Genomic DNA, 19174 nt, shown 5'->3' with positions numbered 1-19174 from the left:
ACACGGCAGCGACGCGGCGTTGGGGCATAATCAAGGCTCTTTCCAGGCAAAGGCCCCGCCGATGAAGACCCTGATGCTGGCTTCCCTGCTCCTGCTTGCTGGCTGCGCCAGCATGGGCGGCGTGGGCGCTCCCCCGGTGGACGTCAAGGGCGCCGATGTTTCCAAGCGCACGATGGACAACGGCGACACCATCGAGGAATACCGGGTGTCCGGCCAGTTGCGCATGGTCAAGGTGACGCCGGCACGCGGCGCCCCGTTCTACATGTATGACAAGAACGGCGATGGCCGCTTCGACAATGACAAGGATGGCGTGTCGCCGGTGTACTGGAAGCTGTACAGCTGGTGATGCGACAGGGTCGGATCCCTTTCCGCAGGAAAGGGCTCTGACCCCATCAAGGCGATCGGCCCGGCCCATCCACGCATGGCGTGGATCTACTGGGCATTGCGGTGGCCCCATCCACGCATGGCGTGGATCTACTGCGCATTGCGGTGGCCCCATCCACGCATGGCGTGGACCTTTGACGGTGAACTGGAGTAGATCCACGCCATGCGTGGATGCTCTTCGGGCCGCCGATAAAAAACAACGCCGGCGCGCATCCTGCGGCCGGCGTCGGGTCCCCTCCCCGGGAACGCTTCCGTATCAGCGGATGACCAGCACCGGCAGCGTGCTGCGCGCCAGCACCTCGGCGGTCTGGCTGCCCAGCAGCACGCGGGTGACGCCGCGGCGGCCGTGCGAGGTCATTACGATCAGATCGCTGTTGCGCTGGCCCGCCGTCTCGATGATGCCGTCGGCCGCGTAGCGGTCCAGCACATGCACCGGATTGGCGGTGATGCCCTGCTCGGCCGCCTTGGCCAGGGCCGGCTGCAGCACCTTCTGCGCGCCTTCCTCTCGGTCGGCCTTGTATTCGGGGCTGTTCATGTAGCCCACGCTCCAGCCCATGGCGTCGTACATGCCGACGGCCCAAGGCTCGGAGACGGTGACGATGTCGACCTCGGCGTTGAGGTCCTTGGCCAGCTCCAGGCCCTTGGCCAGGCCCTTGTCGGCCAGCTCCGAGCCATCGGTGGCGATCAGGATGCGCTTGTACATGGTGGGGCTCCGCGGTGATCCAGCCAGTGGGAACGACACCATTACACAGCCTGTGTGGAGATCGTGCCTTGCGCAGGATCAATCCGACAGCGCGCAGCGATGCCTGCGCAGCGCGGCATGATCGGCCGACGCGCCCAGGATCGACAGGCGACTGGAATGCTCCGGTAGCGCCGGGCCACGCCCGGCGGGCACTCAGGCCTGCACCGTCACCCGCCAGCCACCGTCGTGCGGCTGCCAGTCGAATTCCACCGGCAGGAACTTCTCGATCAACCGCGCATTGCTGACCAGGTGATCGCTCAGCACGTGGGTGGTGAACGCACCGCCGCCTGCCAGCGCCATCGGCAGCAGCAACTGGTCGGACAGGTACTCGCCAACAGCACCGGTCCCGTCCAGGTACTGCTTGACCTGCCCGGCCAGGCGCGCCCCGACCTGCTCGGCGGAGACACTGCGCTCGCCGTGGCCGCTGAACACCTCCACGTGATCACCATGACGCACGCGCACCAGGGCGACGTTGCCCGGTCCCAGCGCCGGCCGTATCGACTGCACGTTGCGCGGGTGCGGGTCCACGCCCAGCGTCTCGGCCAGTACCTGCAGTTCGCGCAGGCCGATGCCGCTGGACAGGCCGGACATCAGCACCTGTGCCTCGATCGCCTGCAACGGTGCACGCACCTCCAACGACGGCGGCTGCAACGCCGCGCACGGCTGCACCTGCACCTCCATCACGCCGCCACCGGCTGGATGGAAGCCGTGCTGCAGCAGCTGCATCGACGCCTGCACGCCCATCCGGCCCAGCGCCGGCAGATAGCTTTGCGCGATGAAATCCGCGCTGGGTGCCAGCGGGTTGTGGGTACCGCCTTCCAGGCGCAGCTGCGAGGGCCCCTGCGCGCGCCACAGCGCGGGCAGCACGGTCTGCAGCACCAGCGTTGCCGAGCCGGCGCTGCCGGTCGCGAAGTGGTAGGTGCCGGCGCTCACCCGCGCCGGCTCGAAGCGCAACGAGGTAGCGCCCAGTTCTGCACCGTGCACACAGGCGTTGCCGACCCGCGCCGCAGCGTTCACCGCGGTCAGGTGCTGGCGCATCAACCCCGGCTTGCGCCGGATCGCGCGGATGTTGTGCAGCGTGAAGCCGGTGCCGGTGCACAGGCTCAGGGTCAGTGCCGAGCGCAGCAGCTGTCCGCCTCCGTGCCCGCCATCCAGTTCAATCATGTCCATCTGTCTGTTCCTCCGTGCCCGTTGTTCGATGCCGGGCCTTGCTGCCGTGCGCGGCGCAGTGTACGCCGCGCACGGGTTGCCTCATCCCTTCACGCACACCACCTGGCGCAGCGTGTGCACGATTTCGACCAGATCGCGCTGGGCCTCCATCACTGCCTCGATCGGCTTGTAGGCCGCCGGCGATTCATCCACCACCTCCGCATCCTTGCGGCACTCCACGTGCGCGGTGGCCTTGGCGTGGTCATCCACCGTGATCAGCTTGCGTGCCTGAGTACGGCTCATCACGCGGCCGGCACCGTGGCTGCAGCTGTGGAAGCTGTCCTCGTTGCCGAGGCCACGCACGATGAAGCTCTTGGCCCCCATGCTGCCCGGAATGATGCCCAGTTCGCCCTTGCGCGCACTCACCGCGCCCTTGCGGGTCAGCATCACTTCCTTGCCGAAGTGGGTCTCGCGGTTCACGTAGTTGTGGTGGCAGTTCACCGCCTCGGCCTCGGCCTCGAACGGCTTGCTGATCACCGTACGCACCGCGGCCACCACGTTGCGCATCATCACCTCGCGGTTCATGCGTGCGAAACGCTGCGCCCAGTCCACCGCGAACACATAGTCGCCGTAGTGCTGGCTGCCCTCGGGCAGGTAGGCCAGGTCCTGGTCGGGCAGGTTGATCATCCAGCGGCGCATTTCCTGCTTGGCCAGCTCGATGAAGTAGGTGCCGATGGCATTGCCTACGCCACGCGAACCGGAGTGCAGCATGAACCACACGCGCTGCTCCTGGTCCAGGCAGACCTCGACGAAGTGGTTGCCGGTACCCAACGTTCCCAGGTGCTTGAGGTTGTTGGTGTTCTTCAGGCGCGGGTGACGCTCGCAGATCAATGCGAAGTCATCCACCAGCTGCGCCCAGCCCTCAACCGCCAGTTCGGGCGGCGTGTCCCAGCTGCCCTTGTCGCGGCCACCGCGGGTGACGCTGCGGCCGTGCGGCACCGCCCGCTCGATCGCGCTGCGCACCGCCGACAGGTTGTCCGGCAGGTCGCTGGCGACCAGCGTGGTGCGCACCGCGATCATGCCGCAGCCGATATCCACGCCCACCGCTGCAGGAATGATCGCGCCGATGGTCGGTACCACCGAGCCCACGGTCGCGCCCTTGCCCAAGTGCACGTCGGGCATCACCGAAATCCACTTGTGGATGAAGGGCAGCTTGGCGATGTTCTGCAGCTGCTCGCGCGCCTGGTCTTCCAGCGGCACGTCGCGGGTCCACAGCTTGATCGGTGCAGCACCCGGCTGCTGGATCACGTCGTAATTGAGGGTGGTCATGGTGATGTTTCCTTTCATCCAAAGCAAAAACTAAGAAGGTGCGGTGACAAGGGTGGTGGAACATTCCGTCACCCACGTTGCCGTGGGGGACGGCCGGGACTTGAACCCGACCCCGAAGGGCTTCCGATGTAGTTCCACCTGCATTCCCCGCGCAACGAAAGCGAAGGTGCCGGCAGCACGACAAGAATCTGGAGGAACATCCTGCTCTACCACTGAGCTACCGCCGCGTTGCCGCGGCAGGCGGGAGTCGAACCCGCGACCTGGAGCTTAAGAGGCTGTAGTTCCTCCGGCATTCGCACTGCCGGCGGTGAAGCATCGGCGCCGTTGCCGGTGCCGTTTGAAAAGGTGCGGTGACAAGGGAAGTGGAACGTCTGCTTCCTCACGACAGGCAGGAAACGCGGGACTCGAACCCGACCCCGAAGGGACAACCAATGTAGTTCCACCAGCATTCACCGCAAAAACGAATTCCTGGCCCTGCCCGGCTGGCCCCATTGCCAGCCGGGCGGTCCGTGGCGACATCCTTGCCGCCTTACAACCCCATGTCCTGGATGCGCTCGACCCAGCTGCTGCCGTCTTCGGCCGCAGCGGCGTACTGCGCGATCAGGTCGAACACCGCATCGCTGAAGCCTCCAATGTGCAGCACGTCACCGCGCTGCATGGTCTGGCTGCTGGCCACCGGCTGCAGGTCGATGCACACCAGCCGCGCCTGCGGGCAACGACGCTTCAGTGCATCCCACTGCAGCATCGTGGCCGTCTGGCCGCCGGTGCGGGTGTCACGCCAACTCTCGTTGTCCGACACCATCACCACCAGGTCCACCGGCTCGCGCCGCAGGTTGAGGTAGTGCAGCGGGGCGCTGACCGACGTACCGCCACCGTTGATCGCCAGCTGGCGGGCCAGCGTCATCACGCTGTCGCGCGGGTTCAACCGCACGTGGCGCACCTCGGTGTCGAACGGCAATACCTTGGCCTGCGGCTGCCCGCGCAGCACGCAGGCTGCAACCAGCGCCGCCACGTCCACACAGCGCGCCGCCGTACTGGCACCCTTGCGATAGCCGGTCACCGGCGACTGCATGGAACCGGACACGTCCACCGCCACCACCACCCGCCCCGGCAATGCCGGCGCCGATGCCGTCGCGATCTCCATCGCATCCTGCAAAGCTTCCAGGATGGACGGCGGCAAGCCAGCGCCCGCGTGGAAGGCCATCAGCAGCTGGTAGGGCAATACACGGGCACGACGCACCTGCTGCGGATCACGCAGGCGATCCGCGATCACCTGCACCATCGCCGGATCATCGAACACGCCGTTGCGGGCGAATGTGTTGAGGTTCATCCGCATCGACTGCCACGATGCATTGCGGGCCAGTGCCGACCACTGCGCCGCATCCAGCGGCAGCGTGCTGTAGTACTGGAACGGCAGGTCCGGCGGCAGTCCGCGCGGGTCACGCTTGAACGCCTCGTACGCCTGCACCACTGCCGGCAGCTGCACCTCGTCGTACGGACGACCGATGATCCATGCATACAGCGCCTTGCGCTCGGCGTTGGCCGGCTTCGGGTGCACCATGCGGATCAGGTCGGCCAGCGACGGCTGCTGGCCGATTGCCGCACGCACCAGCGTTTCCGCCGACGCCTGCTGGATCCACTCACGCACCCTGCGCTTGGGCAGCGAGCCCAGCGAACGGCGGCCCACCTGGCCGCTACGCATGATCTGTACGAACGTGCGCAGCTGGCGGCCGTTGTCGATCACCCGCGGGAACACCAGGGCGAACGCCTCCGGATCGCGCAGACTCAGCACCGCCAGCAGCAGTGCCGGCATGTCCTTCATGTGCGCAACCTGGCGGGCGTACAGCGCGGTGCGGGCGATGAAGCGCGGCTCGACCTGCGCGGTCAGCGCCAGCACCTGCTGGAGCTGCGCTTCGGCGTCGCTGTAGAAAGTGTTGTTCAGGCACCCGGTGGCCGCATACAGCGCCAGCGCTGCACGCGAGTCGCGGCGGTAGGCCAAGCCACCGGCTTCATTGACGGTGTCTGCCTGCGGCGGCTGCGGGGTGCGCATCCAGGAGAAGAGCGAAAGGTTGGCCATGTTGATGTCCTCGGCGGGAACAGCCCGCGTCGTGTCTTGCCGGATATATAGCAATGGCCGTGCCAACTTTTGCGAAACCATCGCATGCTATTGATTTTGAGATGATTTCAATGAAATAGGACTTTCCTGCCCAGCGAACATTGGCGAAAAGATATATATTTCCCGCGCCTCTTTTATAGGAATGGATATGGCGCGTCGGCAGGTGGTATTCGGCATGCTGGGCACCCAGCTCGACGCAGGCGAGGGTCCGGGCCGCTGGCAGAAGTGGCGCCCGACCGTTTCGCTGGGCATGCATGAGGATTTCCTGCCTGACCGCATCGAGCTGCTGCTGGATGAGCGCCGCTACAGCAAGCTGGCGCGCGTGGTCTGCGAGGACCTGGCGCAGGCCGCGCCGGGCATCAGCGTGCAGCGTCACGACACCTACCTGGCCGATCCATGGGAATTCGAGGGGGTCTACGCCTCCCTGCACGACTTTCTCGCGCGCTACCCGTTCCAGCCGGAGGAGGAGGACTACTACGTCCACATCACCACCGGCACGCACGTGGCGCAGATCTGCTGGTTCCTGTTGACCGAGAGCCGTCATTTCCCCGGACGGCTGCTGCAGACCTCGCCACCGCGCAAGCAGGACGGTGCCGCCGGTACGTACGCGATCATCGACCTGGACCTGTCGCGCTACGACCACATCGCCCAGCGCTTCGCCCAGCAGCAGCTGCTGGATCGCGACCTGCTGAAGGGCGGCATCGCCACCCGCAACGCCGCCTTCAACCGCATGATCGAGCAGATCGAAACGGTGGCCACCCGCTCGCGCGCGCCGATGCTGCTGATGGGACCGACCGGCGCCGGCAAGAGCCAGCTGGCCAAGCGCGTGTTCGAGCTGAAGAAGCTCAAGCACCAGCTGCCCGGTCGCTTCGTCGAAGTGAACTGCGCCACGCTGCGCGGCGACGGTGCGATGAGCACCCTGTTCGGTCACACCAAAGGCGCCTACACCGGCGCTTCCGGCGACCGTGCCGGCCTGCTGCGCTCAGCGCACCAAGGGCTGCTGTTCCTGGACGAGATCGGCGAACTCGGCCAGGACGAACAGGCGATGCTGCTGCGAGCACTGGAAGAGAAGCGCTTCCTGCCGGTCGGCAGTGACCGCGAAGTGGAGAGCGATTTCCAGCTGATCGCCGGCACCAACCGCGATCTGCAGCAGTCGGTGCTGGAAGGCCGCTTCCGCGAAGACCTGCTGGCGCGCCTCAACCTGTGGACGTACCACCTGCCCGGCCTGGCGCAGCGCATGGAAGACATCGAGCCGAACATCGAGTTCGAGCTGGAGCGCTGGTCGCTGGACCAGCATGCGCGGGTGCGCTTCAACACCGAGGCGCGCACGCGCTATCTCGCATTCGCCACCAGCCCGGAAGCGGCGTGGCGCGGCAACTTCCGCGACCTGGGCGCGTCGATCATGCGCCTGGCCACGTTGGCCAGCGCCGGGCGCATCCAGATCGAGGGTGTGGAAGACGAGATCGCGCGCCTGCGGGCACAGTGGCGCGGCGGCGATGCGCCGTCTCCGCTGGATGCCCTGCTGGGCGAGGCCGTGGACGCGCTGGACCGTTTCGACCGCGTGCAGCTGGAAGAAGTGGTGCGGGTCTGTGCACGCTCGAAGTCGCTGTCCGCCGCCGGGCGCGAGCTGTTTGCGGTCTCGCGCACCCAGCGCGCCAGCACCAACGACGCCGACCGCCTGCGCAAGTACCTGGCGAAGTTCGGGCTGGACTGGGAGCAGGTGCGGGGGCCGGTCCGGTAGCGCGACGGCCCGGCTTGCGCGTGCACCGGTCACGGCGCATGCTCCGGCTGCGACCCCCTACCTGAACGGAGATTTCCCATGCAGGACCGCCCCCGCTCGACTTCCAAAACCGGCCTGATCATCGTGCTGGCCTGTGTCGCTGCCTTCGTCCTGCTCGTGGGTGGCTACCAGTTCGGCAAATCACTGGCCAAGGCTGACAACGCTCAGCAGGCTGCGGCCGCCCAGCCAGCACGCTGACCGCGCTCCGGTAGTGCCTGCCGCTGGCCGGCAGCCGCCGCTATCCCGGCACCTGGAGCAGCCGGCCCACTCCACCCGAAACCGCAGCTTCAGGCGATCTGCACCACGCGTGCGTTCTGGCACAGCGGGTAGCTGCCGACGAACTCGGCGATCGCCTCACGCATCGCCTCGAACGACTGGCCGTACATGTACAGCGCGGTCTCGCTCGGGCCCTGCCACCAGCTGCAGATCTCGCCCAGGCCATCGATGCGCTCGGACAGCTGCTCGAACACGTGGTTCGAATCGCACTGCTCGTACACCTCGTCCGGCAGGGTCAGGCCATCCAGGTAGATGCCCAGGCCTTCGGTCACGCCGAAGCTGCGATCGGCCTCGCCTGCGCCCTGCACCTGCGAACCCTTCGGTGCCCCCAGCTGCTCCAGCAGGTCGACCAGCTTCGGCACGCCCGCGGCATCGACCAGTGCCACTTCAATATCGCCGTACTCGACTTCGCCCTCGTCGGACATCGCAGTACCGCCTCCGGTGATCCCGCCCAGCTCGGCCGCCTGCAACAGCGCGTCCAGCGGATCCTCGAACAGCTCATGGCGATGCTCGGGCTGCAGCCTGGCGTTCAACTTCACGGTGACATGCAGCGTGGGTTCGGTCATGAGGGCGTTCCTGGGAGATGTGGCCGCTATTGTAGAGCCGTGCCATGCCCGGCTGCTTTGCGGCGTCGGCGCCCCGTCCTTTCAGGCGATATGCAAGCGATAATGCGCGGCGCACGGACACCATTCCAACAGGGGGAATACATGAAGTCGATCATTACGCTGGCACTGCTGCTGTTGCTCACCGGCTGCGGCATCCGCACCGAAGTGGTGCGCGTGAACGTGCCGGACATCCGGGTGAACCCGGAACAAGGCCCGGTGGTGGTGGTGGCCCCAGTGCGTGACAACCGGCCCCAGTACTTCCCGCAGGTGCAATCGGCGGCGCGTGCGAAGAACATCGGCGGTGTCATCCGTGCCGGCAATGGCGTGCTGGTGGAGCTCGAAACTTCCACAGCCCCGGACAAGGCACGCGAGATCATGATCCAGGCGCTGCGCAACATGGGTTACAGGACTGCCGACAAGTGCGAGACATCGTGTACGCACCTGGACGCCACGCTGACCGATTTTTCGGTAAGTGCTCCGGTGAATGTTTGGCGCGCCGCGACGTACACCCAGCAGATGCTTGCAGACATCGCGGTACAGGTGACGGCGCGCAGGGATGGCCAGACGCGCACCTTCGCGACTACCGGCCACGGCGCAAACATCTTCCAGGTAGCCTCGCGGGAGAACTGGGAGATCGCCCTGGAACGCGCGGTGAAGAGCTTCAGCAGCAGCCTGCAGCAGTCCATGTCCGAACAGGACACGGCCGCGCAACCGCAGGCGCAGGACTGATCGCCGACCGGGTCAGCGCAGGAACGGGATCACTTTGCGCTTGAGCAGTTCCACCAGCACCGGATCCATGTACTCGTAGTCATCGGGAATATCCAGGCAGATCACCCGCTTGCCGTTCAACCACGCCTTGTAGCGGCTGGAAAGCCGGTTGCGGTGCGCCCGCTCCATCACGAACACCAGATCGGCCCATTGCAGCAGCTCGGGGCTGAGCACTTCCTCGGCGTCGGCGAGCAGCCCGGCCGAGGTGGTTTCGACGCCCGGCCAATCGGCGAACACCTGCTCGGCCGTAGGGCTGCGCAGACGATTCTGGCTGCAGAGGAAGAGCACGTTGCGGGTCATGCCCGCAGCGTATCGGGGTCGGACCCCTTTTCCAACGGAAAAGGGCTCTGACCCCACTCAGGTACATTCGGACAAGTTGCATGGCCGGAAAACACTCGAAAGGCCATCATGGGCTTTTCCACCGTCCAGATGACCATGATCACCAAGGATGACCTGTTAACGACGTTCGGAGAGGTGGCCGAAGTCCACGGCTGCTACTTCAGCAAGTACGTAGTCGCGACGTACGTACTCTATTGCTGCATGAGGAATGCCAAGGGACATGACCTCGCGATCGCGTCCAAGAATGTCGATGATCCGGAATTCGCTGCCAGCGTTGTACTGAACGCACCGCACCGTCTTTCACATGATGGGCCAACGATCTTCGAGATTCCACCCAGCGCCTACGGGTTTACCCATGCGATGGCGGTTCCCAGCACCTATCACGGGCTTCTGAACCGTATCGAGAAGCGCACAGGTCTGTTCCTGTGCCTGCCAATCTTCCGGTGTGAGTTCACCGGCGAGGAATCAGCAGAGGATTTCAAGTGGTCCACACATCACATCGTTGACGTCAACAACTGGCATAGGACCAGGCAACCGAAGATAAGCGTGTACTTCGACAATCCCCGCACTGGCGGCGGAACGGACAAAGACGGCGCCATCGTGAGCCTGGAGACACTAATAGCCGAGATCGACAACCTTAGCGGAGTGAGCGATGGCTTCATCGAGATCACCAATTATCGCAACGAGGTGATCGAGGTGTTGTCGCCGGAGGAAGGGCGCTACGTGCTGATCCGCAACCGTCAGGATGAAGAGCTGATAGACCGCGCGAGCGTGATTGCGGCGGTGGAGAAATTCACCACCGAGTGACGCCCAACCGTTTTTGTAGAGCCGAGCCCGTGCTCGGCTGCTTTCCATCGCGTCGGGGTCAGAGCCCTCCTACGGGAGGGATCCGACCCCGGCGGTGATCAGATCACCGTCAGGTTGGCATACGCCATCACCAGCCACTTGCTGCCGGCGTCGGCGAACTCGATCTGCACGCGGGCGTGGGCACCGTTGCCTTCGTAGTCGGTCACCATGCCTTCGCCGAACTTAGGATGGTTGACCAACGCGCCCAGCTTGATTGGCGGCGCTTCGATGGCGGCGTGACCCATCACCCGGCTTGCGCCCATCGAGGCCGGTCGCGAGACCTGCACCTTCGGCCGCACTTCATGCAGCAGCTCGCGCGGAATCTCGCGCAGGAAACGCGACGGCAGGCTGTAGTTGTCCTGGCCGTGGATGCGCCGCGATTCGGCGTAGCTCAGCACCAGTTTCTGTCGTGCACGGGTGATGCCGACGTAGGCCAGCCGACGCTCTTCTTCCAGCCGCCCACTTTCCTCCAGCGACCGTGCGCTGGGGAACAGGCCCTCTTCCACGCCGGCCAGGAACACCAGCGGGAATTCCAGGCCCTTGGCCGAGTGCAGCGTCATCAGCTGCACGCCCTCCTCGCCCGCCTGCGCCTGGCCTTCACCGGCTTCCAGCGCGGCATACGCCAGGAACGCGACCAGCTCGTCCATGTCCTCGCCCACTTCCTCGATGTCGTCGGCACGGCGCACGAAGCGCGAGGCCACCGACACCAGTTCGTCGAGGTTGTCGGTGCGCGATTCCGAATCCAGCGCGTTGCGGCTTTCCTTGCTCCAGTGCTCGCGCAGCTGCGAACGCACCAGGACATGGTCCACGCGCTCGGCCAGGGTCATCTGCAGGGTCTGCGCCTGCAGTTCATTGACCAGCACCAGGAAGCTGGCCAGCGCGTTGCGGGCCCGCGCCGCCAATGCGCTGCCCTGGGTCACCAGCATGGTGGCCTCCCACAGCGAGATGCCCTGGGCGCGCGCTTCGCGGCGCACTTCGTCCAGCGTGCGGTCACCGATGCCACGCGTGGGCGTGTTCACCGCGCGCTCGAATGCAGCGTCGTCGTTGCGGTTGGACAACAGGCGCAGGTACGCCAGCGCATCCTTCACTTCGGCGCGCTCGAAGAAGCGCATGCCGCCGTACACGCGGTACGGCACCTGTTCACTCAGCAGCGCTTCTTCCAGCGCGCGCGACTGCGCGTTGCTGCGGTAGAGCACGGCCACTTCGGTGTAGCTGCCGCCGTCGCGCACCCACTGCCGCGCGCGCTCGACGATGTAGCGCGCCTCGTCCATCTCGTTGTACGCCGCATACAGGTCGATCGGATCGCCGTCGCCGCTGTCGGTCCACAGCTGCTTGCCGATACGGTCCGGGTTGTGCGCGATCACCGCGTTGGCGGCGTTGAGGATGTTGGCGGTGGAACGGTAGTTCTGTTCCAGGCGGATGGTCTGCGCGCCCGGGAAATCGCGCAGGAAGCCCTGCACGTTCTCGACCTTGGCACCCCGCCAGCCATAGATGGCCTGGTCATCGTCACCGACCACGAACACGTGGCCCTCATGCCCGGCCAGCACGCGCACGAAGGCATACTGGATGGCGTTGGTATCCTGGAATTCGTCGACCAGGATCTCGCGGAACCGCGCGCGGTAATGCGACAGCAACGGCGGATTGTCGCGCAGCAGTTCGTGCGCGCGCAGCAGCAGCTCGGCGAAATCGACCAGGCCGGCACGGTCGCAGCGCGCCTGGTACTCGGCGTAAGCCTGGCGCATGGTTTCCAGCCACGCATCGTTCGGCTCGGGCTGGATGTGCTGCGGGCGGCGGCCCTCATCCTTCTGTGCGTTGATCCACCAGGCAATCTGCTTGGGCGGGTACTTGCCGTCATCCAGCTCCAGCGCCTGCACCACGCGCTTGACCAGCCGCAGCTGGTCGTCCGAATCCATCACCTGGAAGCCTTCAGGCAGCCTGGCATCCTGCCAGTGCAGGCGCAGCAGGCGGTTGGCCAGGCCATGGAAGGTTCCGATCCACATACCGCGGCTGCCATGCGGCAGCTGCGCGTCGATGCGATGGCGCATCTCGCCGGCGGCCTTGTTGGTGAAGGTCACCGCGAAAATGCCGTGGGTCGGCACGCCTTCGACTTCATGCAGCCAGGCAATGCGGTGGGTGAGTACGCGCGTCTTGCCCGACCCGGCACCGGCCAGCACCAGGTGGTGACCGAGGGGAGCGGAGACGGCTTCGCGCTGGGCCGGGTTCAGGCCATCAAGCAAGTGGGAGACATCCATGCCTCCATTTTACGGCATCGACGTCGCAGCTCCTGCGACCACCTGCGTGGCAAGTGCCTGCGCCTGCTGACGCAGTTCAGGCACCGCCAGGCTTTCCCACAGGCTGCCGATGCGCAGGCTGCCGAGTACCCCCAGGCGCGCCTGTGGCTGGCCACCCTCTGCACACAACCGGTCGCCCGGCACGCTGCTGTCCAAGCCCAGCCCATGCGGGCCGGGGCGGGCCAGGCCATCGGCCTGCAGCTGTTGCAGCAAGGGATTGCGCAGTGCCGAGGCGCGGGTTTCCACACCGGTGGCATTGACCACCGCAGCGATCGTCCACTGCACGTTGCCGCCGCCCGCCTCGCGGCCCGACAGCCGCAGGGCATCACCGTCGCGCCACACGCGCTGCAGGCGGGCGCGGTGAACGCGCAGCTGGCCGCTGGCCTGCAGCGCCTGCAACTGCTCGGCCACCGGTTCAGCAATGCGATGGCGGTGCACGTCCCAGTAACGCACCACGTGGCGCAGGAAGCGGCGCTGGTCGGCGGCGTCCATGCTCTGCCACAGCGCTTGGCCGTGCGGGCGGATGCGATCCATCACGCCCTGCCAGGGCATGCCGTCGACCTGTGCCTGCCGCGCGTGCTGGCGCAGTGCACGCAGGCGCTGGCGCAGGGTCATCGGCAACAGATCCTGCGGGTCGAACGCCGGCAGACCGCCGTGGGCGTGCGGCAATGGCAGCAGGCCGTGGCGCGAGATCACGTGCAGCGGCCCGCTATGGCCGCCGGCCACCAACGCCAGCACGGTGTCGGCCATGCTCAGCCCGGAGCCGACGATGGCCAGGGCATGGTCACTGGCCAGCGTGCGTACGCCGTCGTAATCCCAGGCCTCGACCACGTCATCGGCGGGCAACGCATCGGCGCCGTCCACCGGCAACGGCCGCATGCTGTTGCCGGTGGCGATCGCCACCTGCGCTGCATGCAATGTTTGGCCATCGCCCAGCTGCAGCTGGTAACCGTGGTCATCCGGATGCAACGCCAACACCGGCTGGGCCACGATCTGCAATCGCGCCGCACCGGCCGCTTCGGCCTCGCGCAGGCGCTGCTGCAGGTAGGCAGCGAAGTAGTGGCGACACACATAGCGTTCGCCCAGCACTTCGCGCGCCTCGCCCGGGTACGCGTTGGCGGCCTGCAGGAAATCGAGGAAGTCGCCGGGCTGGTCGGGGAAGGCGCTCATCTTCGCCGCCGGCACGTTCAGCAGATGCTCCGGCCACGGCGTGGCATAGGCAATGCCCTGTGCCAGCTGCGAGGCCGGCTCGAAGATGGCCAGCGCCAGCGGCGCTCGGGCCTGGCGCAACACCTGGATCGCCACCAGCACCCCGGCGGCACCACCGCCGATGATCGCCAGGTCCAGTTCGCCACTACGCGGTGAATCAGTCATGCGCCGATTGTAGGCCATCGGCCCTGCCCGGCTGGCGCTGGCCTACATCAAGGCATCGGCCAGGCGCGCGATGCCCTCGCGGCTGCGCAGCCACGCGGGACGCTTGCGCCACTGCTCCAGGTCCAGCAGGCGCGACTGGCGCAGGTAGTCGTCCTCGATGGCGCACAACTGCGTGACCAGCTGACGGTCGTAGCAGATCAGGCCGATTTCGGCATTCAGCGCGAACGAGCGGATATCCATGTTGATCGACCCGAGCACGGCGATGTCCTCGTCCACGCTCATGTGCTTGGCATGCAGGAACTGCGGCTCATATAGGGCGATCTGTACCCCACAGCGCAGCAGCTCGTCGTAGTAGGCCTCCTGCGCCCACGAGGTCAGCCGCTGGTTGTTGCTGGCTGAAAGAATCAACTGCACCTGCACGCCGGACAGCGCGGCGATGCGCAGTGCACTCAGCGTTGCTTCGTCGGGCACGAAGTAGGGCGTGACCATCACCAGCCGGCGCCGGGCAAGATGGATCAGCGCGGCCACCGCATCGCGCGCGTTGCTGTAGGGGTATGCCGGGCCGCTGGGCAGCAGCTGGGTGGCGATGTCCTCGCTGCACACCGGCACGTCGGCGATGACCTCCAGGCGCTGCCCGGTTTCGATGTACCAGTCGCTGGCGAACACCGCTTCAAGGTGCGCCACCGCCGGCCCGCGCACGCGCGCCACCAGCTCGCGGTTGGGGTGGCCGGCAACGAATTCAGGGCGCGCCAGGTTCTGCGAACCGACATAGCCTACTTCGTTGTCGATCACTGCGATCTTGCGATGGTTGCGCAGGTCCATGCGTCCGCTGCGGCGCCAACGCAGGCCGCCGGGCAGCATCGCGCGCACTTCGATGTCACGTGACCGCAGCCGCTTGCTGTATGCGCGCAGGCCCCGCTTGGCGCCGACCGCATCCAGCAGCACGCGGCACTGCACCCCGCGCGCTGCGGCACGCTGCAGGGCTTCGACGATGGCCTCGCCCACCGTGTCATCGAACATCAGGTAGTACAGCAGGTGCACCCGGTCCTGGGCCTGGTCGATGTCGGCGATCAGGGTGTGCAGTGATTCGTCATAGTCGGTCAGCAGGTCGATCGCGTTGCCGTGCACCGGCATGAAATCGCCCTGGCGCTGCACCAGCGGCACCACTTCGGCGCTGGCCGAATCGGGCTGCGGCGTCCAACGGAGGCGGCGCTGCAGCGCCTGTTCTTCACGGATGACCTGCGAGGCCTCGGCCTGCCGGCGGATGCGCTCGCGCGACAGCCACGGATGCCCGAACAGCAGATAGAGCGGCAGGCCCAGCAGCGGCACGAAGCCGACCAGCAGCAGCCAGCTGCGCGCCGCGCCCGGCGTGGTGCGGGTGGGGATCCAGCACAGCGCCACCAGCCGGATCAGCCAGTCGATCAACAGCAGGTACGAGCCCAGCAGCCACTCGAACAGCATCGCGTCGCCCGTTGGGAGGTGTGGGGCCATTCTGCCCAGCGGGGTGTGCAGAGTCGAGCAGCGCTGGGGACAGCGTGCCGACCAACGGTCGGCACCCACGGGGTCGGAACGTGTCGACCAAGGTCGACACCTACCGGGGGCGGGGGGGCACAAAAAAACCCGCCACGAGGGCGGGTTTTTTCGGAAGCGACCAGCAATCCTTGCGGATTACTTGATCTTGCCTTCCTTGTACGGGACGTGCTTGCGCACGACCGGATCGTACTTGGAGAATTCCATCTTCCCCGGGGTATTCTTCTTGTTCTTGTCGGTCGTGTAGAAGTGACCGGTACCGGCGGTCGAAATCATACGGACCTTATCGCGCTTGCCTGCCATGATCGTCTACTCCTCAGACCTTTTCGCCGCGCGCACGCAGCTCAGCCAGAACGGAATCGATACCGTTCTTGTCGATGGTGCGCAGTGCATGCGCGGAAACACGAAGCTTCACCCAGCGGTTCTCACTGGCGACCCAGAAGCGGCGCTCGTGCAGGTTGGGCAGGAAACGACGACGGGTCTTGTTGTTGGCGTGCGAGACGTTGTTACCCGTCTGCACTCGCTTGCCGGAAACCTGGCATACGCGGGACATTGCGCACCTCGATAGTAAGTTGTGTCTCCCCGTAGCCCGGGGGACGGCGGCCTCGATGGTTGCCCACCACACGTCAAGAGAATCAAAGGGTTACGCTGGCGTTGGGCGGCCGGGGACGTGCTCCCGGGGGCGCCGCCCGATAGAAAACCGGACACAGCGAGCCGCGCATTATGCACGCAATCAAGACCTTGCGCAACTTACCCACAGGCCATGCCTGAATGCGATGGCGATGCCTGCCCTCAGCGCAGGTGCGGCACCACCTGGGCCAGCAGGTGCGCATCCTTCAGTGCGCCATGCAGGCCGCGGGTGCCGGGAATACGCAGGCGCTGCAGTACATCGTCGAGCTTGTTGGGCATGCCCGGCCAACGGTTGCGGGCCAGCTTCAGGCTGCAGGTCACGCGGCAGTGCTGGGCCAGCCCATCGGCGATGCCGGCCAGGCGCAGCTCGTTGTCGAGGAAGCCGACGTCGAAGGTGGCGTTGTGCGCGACCATCTCGCTACCACGCAGGAACTCCAGCAGCTCGGCGGCCTTGCTGGCGAACAATGGCTTGCCCACCAGCATGGCATCGCTGATGCCGTGCACGCGCTGCGCGCCCCAGTCCACCTTCCGCTGCGGCTGCAGGTAGGTGTGGAACTGGCGGCCGCTGAGCTGCCCGTTTATCAGTTCCACCGCCCCGATTTCAATCACCCGGTGGCCCAGACGATGCGAGATGCCGGTGGTTTCGGTGTCCAGTGCAACGACGCGGCTCACGGCGCACGCTGGTATGCAGCGGCCGGCATGCGGCAGACGAGGGACGGTAGTGATGGCAGTGCGGTCATGCGGTGCTGGATCCTGTTGCGCGCGCCCCGTGCGGCGGGGGCAGATGAGGCGGGATTGTCCCACGCGGTGCGTCGGCAGGAGTGCGGACGAACACAGCGATGTCGGCATACTGGTGATTCACTGCGGAGGCTCCAATGCGACTGCTGGCCCTCACCTACGGCACCGAAGGCGATACGCGCCCGCTGGTCATGCTCTGCCATGGGCTGATCGCGGCCGGTCATGAGGTCATGCTGCTGGCCGACGGCGGCACCCTCGACAGCGCGAAGGCCCTGGGCGTCCCGCACGCCGCGCTGGAAGGCGACATCCACGACGAAGTGGTGGCGCTGGTCTCACGCGGCAATGGCGTTGCCGCCGCCAGCACCGGGCTGGCACGGATGGCGCTGCAACACGTCGCCGGTTGGATGCGCCAGGCCGATGCTGCAGCCGACGGCTGCGATGCGATCCTGACCGGTGGCCTGGCTGCGTTCGTCGGCATGAGCGTCGGCGAATGTCGTGGTCTTCCGGTGATCGGCGCCGGCATGATTCCGCTGACGCCGACGCGCGCGTTCCGCTCGCCCTTCCTGCCGCCCGGGCGCTCGCCGGGCTGGTTGAACCGGGCCAGTTATGGCCTGGTCAACGGCCTGATCTGGCGACAGTTCCGCGGCCCGATCAACACGGCCCGCCAGCACGCCGGGCAGCCACCACGACGTTCCCTCTGGGCTGGCCTGCCGATGCTGTATGGGATCTCGCCACAGCTGCTGCCACCGCCTTCGGACTGGCCGGCCGACCACCTCGTGTGCGGCCAATGGTCGGCCCCTGCTGCGCCGTGGCAACCGTCGTGCGAACTGCAGGCTCTCCTCGATGCAGGACCGCCGCCGGTCTATCTGGGCTTCGGCAGCATGACCGGCTTCGAGCGCGAACGTGTGCTGCCGGCGCTGTTGTCGGCGCTGGCGCCACGCCGCGTGCTGCTGTTTCCCGGTTGGGTCGGCGTGCCCGACATGGCGCTGCCCGACTCGGTACGGGTGATCGGCCCGACCCCGCATGAAGCGTTGTTGCCGCGCTGCGCACTGGCGATCCACCACGGCGGCAGCGGCACCACGCATTCGGCCTGCCGCGCCGGCATACCGTCGATGGTGATGCCGTTCGCCGCCGACCAGTTCTTCTGGGCCGATCGCCTGCAGCACCTGGGCGTGGCACCGGCGCCACTGTCACCCAAGCGGTTGCAGCCGCAGGTGTTGGCCGATGCACTGGCGTTCGCCGAGCATGCGGATACACGCGCACGGGCGGCCGCGCTGGGCGCTGCAATGGCGAACGAGGATGGAGTGGCATGCGGCGTGGCCGCACTCGAGCGCTGGCTCAGCCCAACGTCTCCACCACCCAATCAATGAACACCCGCAGCCGCTGGCTCATGTGCCGGTTCGGCGGGAACATCACGTGCATCGGCATCGACGGCAGCTGCCAATCGTGCAGCACGGGCAGCAGCTCGCCGCGCGCCACATGCGGTTCGGCCATGTAGCTGGGCAACGCGACCACGCCGAGGCCGGCCAGACCCGCCGCCAGATAGGCATTGCCATCATCGAAACCGATTGAATAGCGCCCCTGCACCTCGATGCGCTCGGCGCCGCGCTGCGCGGTGAACACGCGTGCGCGGCCGCTGCGCGGGCTTAGAAAACCTACCGTGCAGTGGTCTGGCCCTTCGAGCGCGCGCGGGTGTTCCGGCACACCGAATTGCTGCACATAGCCAGGGCTGGCATGGAAGCCGATCGGCAGGCTCGCCAACGGCCGCGCCACCAGCGCCGGGTCGGCCGGGGTGCCACCGCGGATCACGCAATCGACGTTGTCGGCGATGACATCGACCTCGCGGTCACTCACGCCGATGTCCAGCTGGATCTCCGGATAGCGCGCCTGGAAGCCGGGCAGCGCCGGCACCAGCAACAGCCGCGCGAACGGGCCGGGAACGTCGATGCGCAGGCGCCCACGTGGCTGTGCGGCGGCATCGCCCAGACCACCCTCGACCTCTTCCAGCTCGGCCAGCAGGCGCACGATGCGCGGGTAGTAGGCCGCGCCATCGGCTGTGACACTGACCCGGCGCGTGGTGCGGTTGAGCAGGCGCAGCTGCAGATGCGCCTCCAGCTGCTGCACCAGCTGGGTGACCGTGGTGCGGCTGAGCTGCAGCGTGTGCGCGGCGCGGGTGAAGCTGCCGGTCTCCACCACCCGGGCGAACGCGCGCATCGCTTCGAAACGGTCCATGGCCGTGGCTGTGATTGTTTGGAATATGCAATCAATCTAGACCGA

19 protein-coding genes are annotated in these 19174 nt (G+C 66.4%); 6 read left to right on the top strand and 13 right to left on the bottom strand.

The window, feature by feature from the left end:
• Window positions 1-61 precede the first annotated feature (61 nt).
• Window positions 62-346: a DUF2782 domain-containing protein gene (locus tag AC1DKR_RS19230; RefSeq protein WP_312786951.1), complete on the top strand. Its 285-nt coding sequence runs from the start codon at window positions 62-64 to the stop codon at window positions 344-346.
• A gap of 294 nt (window positions 347-640) precedes the next feature.
• Here the strand turns inward: AC1DKR_RS19230 and AC1DKR_RS19225 are convergent, their stop codons facing one another.
• The 4 genes from AC1DKR_RS19225 to AC1DKR_RS19210 all read right to left on the bottom strand — a co-directional run bounded on the left by AC1DKR_RS19225 (window position 641) and on the right by AC1DKR_RS19210 (window position 5681).
• The gene (locus tag AC1DKR_RS19225) at window positions 641-1087 is read right to left on the bottom strand and encodes a universal stress protein (RefSeq protein ID WP_025878044.1); all 447 of its coding nucleotides are present in this window, start codon (window positions 1085-1087) and stop codon (window positions 641-643) included.
• A gap of 192 nt (window positions 1088-1279) precedes the next feature.
• Complete coding sequence (gene rtcA / locus AC1DKR_RS19220; RefSeq protein WP_312786950.1) at window positions 1280-2296, bottom strand: RNA 3'-terminal phosphate cyclase; 1017 nt, start codon at window positions 2294-2296, stop codon at window positions 1280-1282.
• Window positions 2297-2377: 81 nt separating this feature from the next.
• Window positions 2378-3604 carry an RtcB family protein gene (locus tag AC1DKR_RS19215; protein ID WP_478034503.1) on the bottom strand — a complete coding sequence of 409 codons (1227 nt, stop codon included), beginning with the start codon at window positions 3602-3604 and terminating at the stop codon, window positions 2378-2380.
• 529 nt (window positions 3605-4133) lie between these two features.
• Window positions 4134-5681: a VWA domain-containing protein gene (locus tag AC1DKR_RS19210; RefSeq protein ID WP_312786949.1), complete on the bottom strand. Its 1548-nt coding sequence runs from the start codon at window positions 5679-5681 to the stop codon at window positions 4134-4136.
• A 187-nt stretch (window positions 5682-5868) separates the two neighbouring features.
• Here AC1DKR_RS19210 and rtcR point away from each other — a divergent pair, with 187 nt between their 5' ends.
• Window positions 5869-7461 (top strand): RNA repair transcriptional activator RtcR, encoded by a 1593-nt coding sequence (gene rtcR, locus AC1DKR_RS19205; RefSeq protein ID WP_478034500.1) that lies wholly within the window; start codon window positions 5869-5871, stop codon window positions 7459-7461.
• A 78-nt stretch (window positions 7462-7539) separates the two neighbouring features.
• A complete protein-coding gene (locus AC1DKR_RS19200; protein ID WP_165780913.1) occupies window positions 7540-7698 on the top strand; it encodes a hypothetical protein in 159 nt (52 codons plus the stop codon).
• Window positions 7699-7787: 89 nt separating this feature from the next.
• Here AC1DKR_RS19200 and AC1DKR_RS19195 read toward each other — a convergent pair whose 3' ends face one another.
• Window positions 7788-8342: a hypothetical protein gene (locus AC1DKR_RS19195; RefSeq protein WP_033832536.1), complete on the bottom strand. Its 555-nt coding sequence runs from the start codon at window positions 8340-8342 to the stop codon at window positions 7788-7790.
• A 141-nt stretch (window positions 8343-8483) separates the two neighbouring features.
• Between AC1DKR_RS19195 and AC1DKR_RS19190 the strand changes: the two genes are divergently transcribed.
• The gene (locus AC1DKR_RS19190) at window positions 8484-9110 is read left to right on the top strand and encodes a hypothetical protein (RefSeq protein ID WP_312111427.1); all 627 of its coding nucleotides are present in this window, start codon (window positions 8484-8486) and stop codon (window positions 9108-9110) included.
• A 12-nt stretch (window positions 9111-9122) separates the two neighbouring features.
• Here the strand turns inward: AC1DKR_RS19190 and AC1DKR_RS19185 are convergent, their stop codons facing one another.
• Window positions 9123-9449 (bottom strand): low molecular weight protein tyrosine phosphatase family protein, encoded by a 327-nt coding sequence (locus tag AC1DKR_RS19185; protein WP_312787243.1) that lies wholly within the window; start codon window positions 9447-9449, stop codon window positions 9123-9125.
• A gap of 108 nt (window positions 9450-9557) precedes the next feature.
• Between AC1DKR_RS19185 and AC1DKR_RS19180 the strand changes: the two genes are divergently transcribed.
• On the top strand, window positions 9558-10295 hold the full coding sequence (locus AC1DKR_RS19180) for a hypothetical protein (protein ID WP_312787244.1): 738 nt from the start codon (window positions 9558-9560) through the stop codon (window positions 10293-10295).
• 98 nt (window positions 10296-10393) lie between these two features.
• Here the strand turns inward: AC1DKR_RS19180 and uvrD are convergent, their stop codons facing one another.
• From uvrD to dnaQ, 6 genes are all read right to left on the bottom strand, one after another.
• Window positions 10394-12586 carry a DNA helicase II gene (uvrD, locus tag AC1DKR_RS19175; protein ID WP_312787245.1) on the bottom strand — a complete coding sequence of 731 codons (2193 nt, stop codon included), beginning with the start codon at window positions 12584-12586 and terminating at the stop codon, window positions 10394-10396.
• A gap of 9 nt (window positions 12587-12595) precedes the next feature.
• Window positions 12596-14017 (bottom strand): FAD/NAD(P)-binding protein, encoded by a 1422-nt coding sequence (locus tag AC1DKR_RS19170; protein WP_478034493.1) that lies wholly within the window; start codon window positions 14015-14017, stop codon window positions 12596-12598.
• 24 nt (window positions 14018-14041) lie between these two features.
• The gene (gene cls / locus AC1DKR_RS19165; RefSeq protein WP_025878058.1) at window positions 14042-15460 is read right to left on the bottom strand and encodes a cardiolipin synthase; all 1419 of its coding nucleotides are present in this window, start codon (window positions 15458-15460) and stop codon (window positions 14042-14044) included.
• Between the two features lie 207 nt (window positions 15461-15667).
• Window positions 15668-15835 (bottom strand): 50S ribosomal protein L33, encoded by a 168-nt coding sequence (gene rpmG / locus AC1DKR_RS19160; RefSeq protein ID WP_170272460.1) that lies wholly within the window; start codon window positions 15833-15835, stop codon window positions 15668-15670.
• 10 nt (window positions 15836-15845) lie between these two features.
• On the bottom strand, window positions 15846-16082 hold the full coding sequence (gene rpmB, locus AC1DKR_RS19155) for a 50S ribosomal protein L28 (RefSeq protein WP_005411638.1): 237 nt from the start codon (window positions 16080-16082) through the stop codon (window positions 15846-15848).
• A 239-nt stretch (window positions 16083-16321) separates the two neighbouring features.
• On the bottom strand, window positions 16322-16831 hold the full coding sequence (dnaQ, locus tag AC1DKR_RS19150; RefSeq protein ID WP_312111097.1) for a DNA polymerase III subunit epsilon: 510 nt from the start codon (window positions 16829-16831) through the stop codon (window positions 16322-16324).
• A 203-nt stretch (window positions 16832-17034) separates the two neighbouring features.
• On the opposite strand from dnaQ, the gene AC1DKR_RS19145 reads away from it, so the two are divergent.
• Window positions 17035-18267 (top strand): nucleotide disphospho-sugar-binding domain-containing protein, encoded by a 1233-nt coding sequence (locus AC1DKR_RS19145; protein ID WP_312787291.1) that lies wholly within the window; start codon window positions 17035-17037, stop codon window positions 18265-18267.
• On the opposite strand, the gene AC1DKR_RS19140 is transcribed toward AC1DKR_RS19145, so the two are convergent.
• Window positions 18236-19129, bottom strand: a complete 894-nt coding sequence (locus AC1DKR_RS19140) for a LysR family transcriptional regulator (protein ID WP_312111103.1) — start codon at window positions 19127-19129, stop codon at window positions 18236-18238. The two genes, AC1DKR_RS19145 and AC1DKR_RS19140, sit on opposite strands and share 32 nt — an antisense overlap.
• Window positions 19130-19174 lie beyond the last annotated feature (45 nt).

Source organism: Stenotrophomonas sp. 01N47 (genome assembly GCF_056399165.1).
Note: the sequence above shows the minus strand (reverse complement) of the source record. Positions and strands in the feature narration are given on the sequence as shown.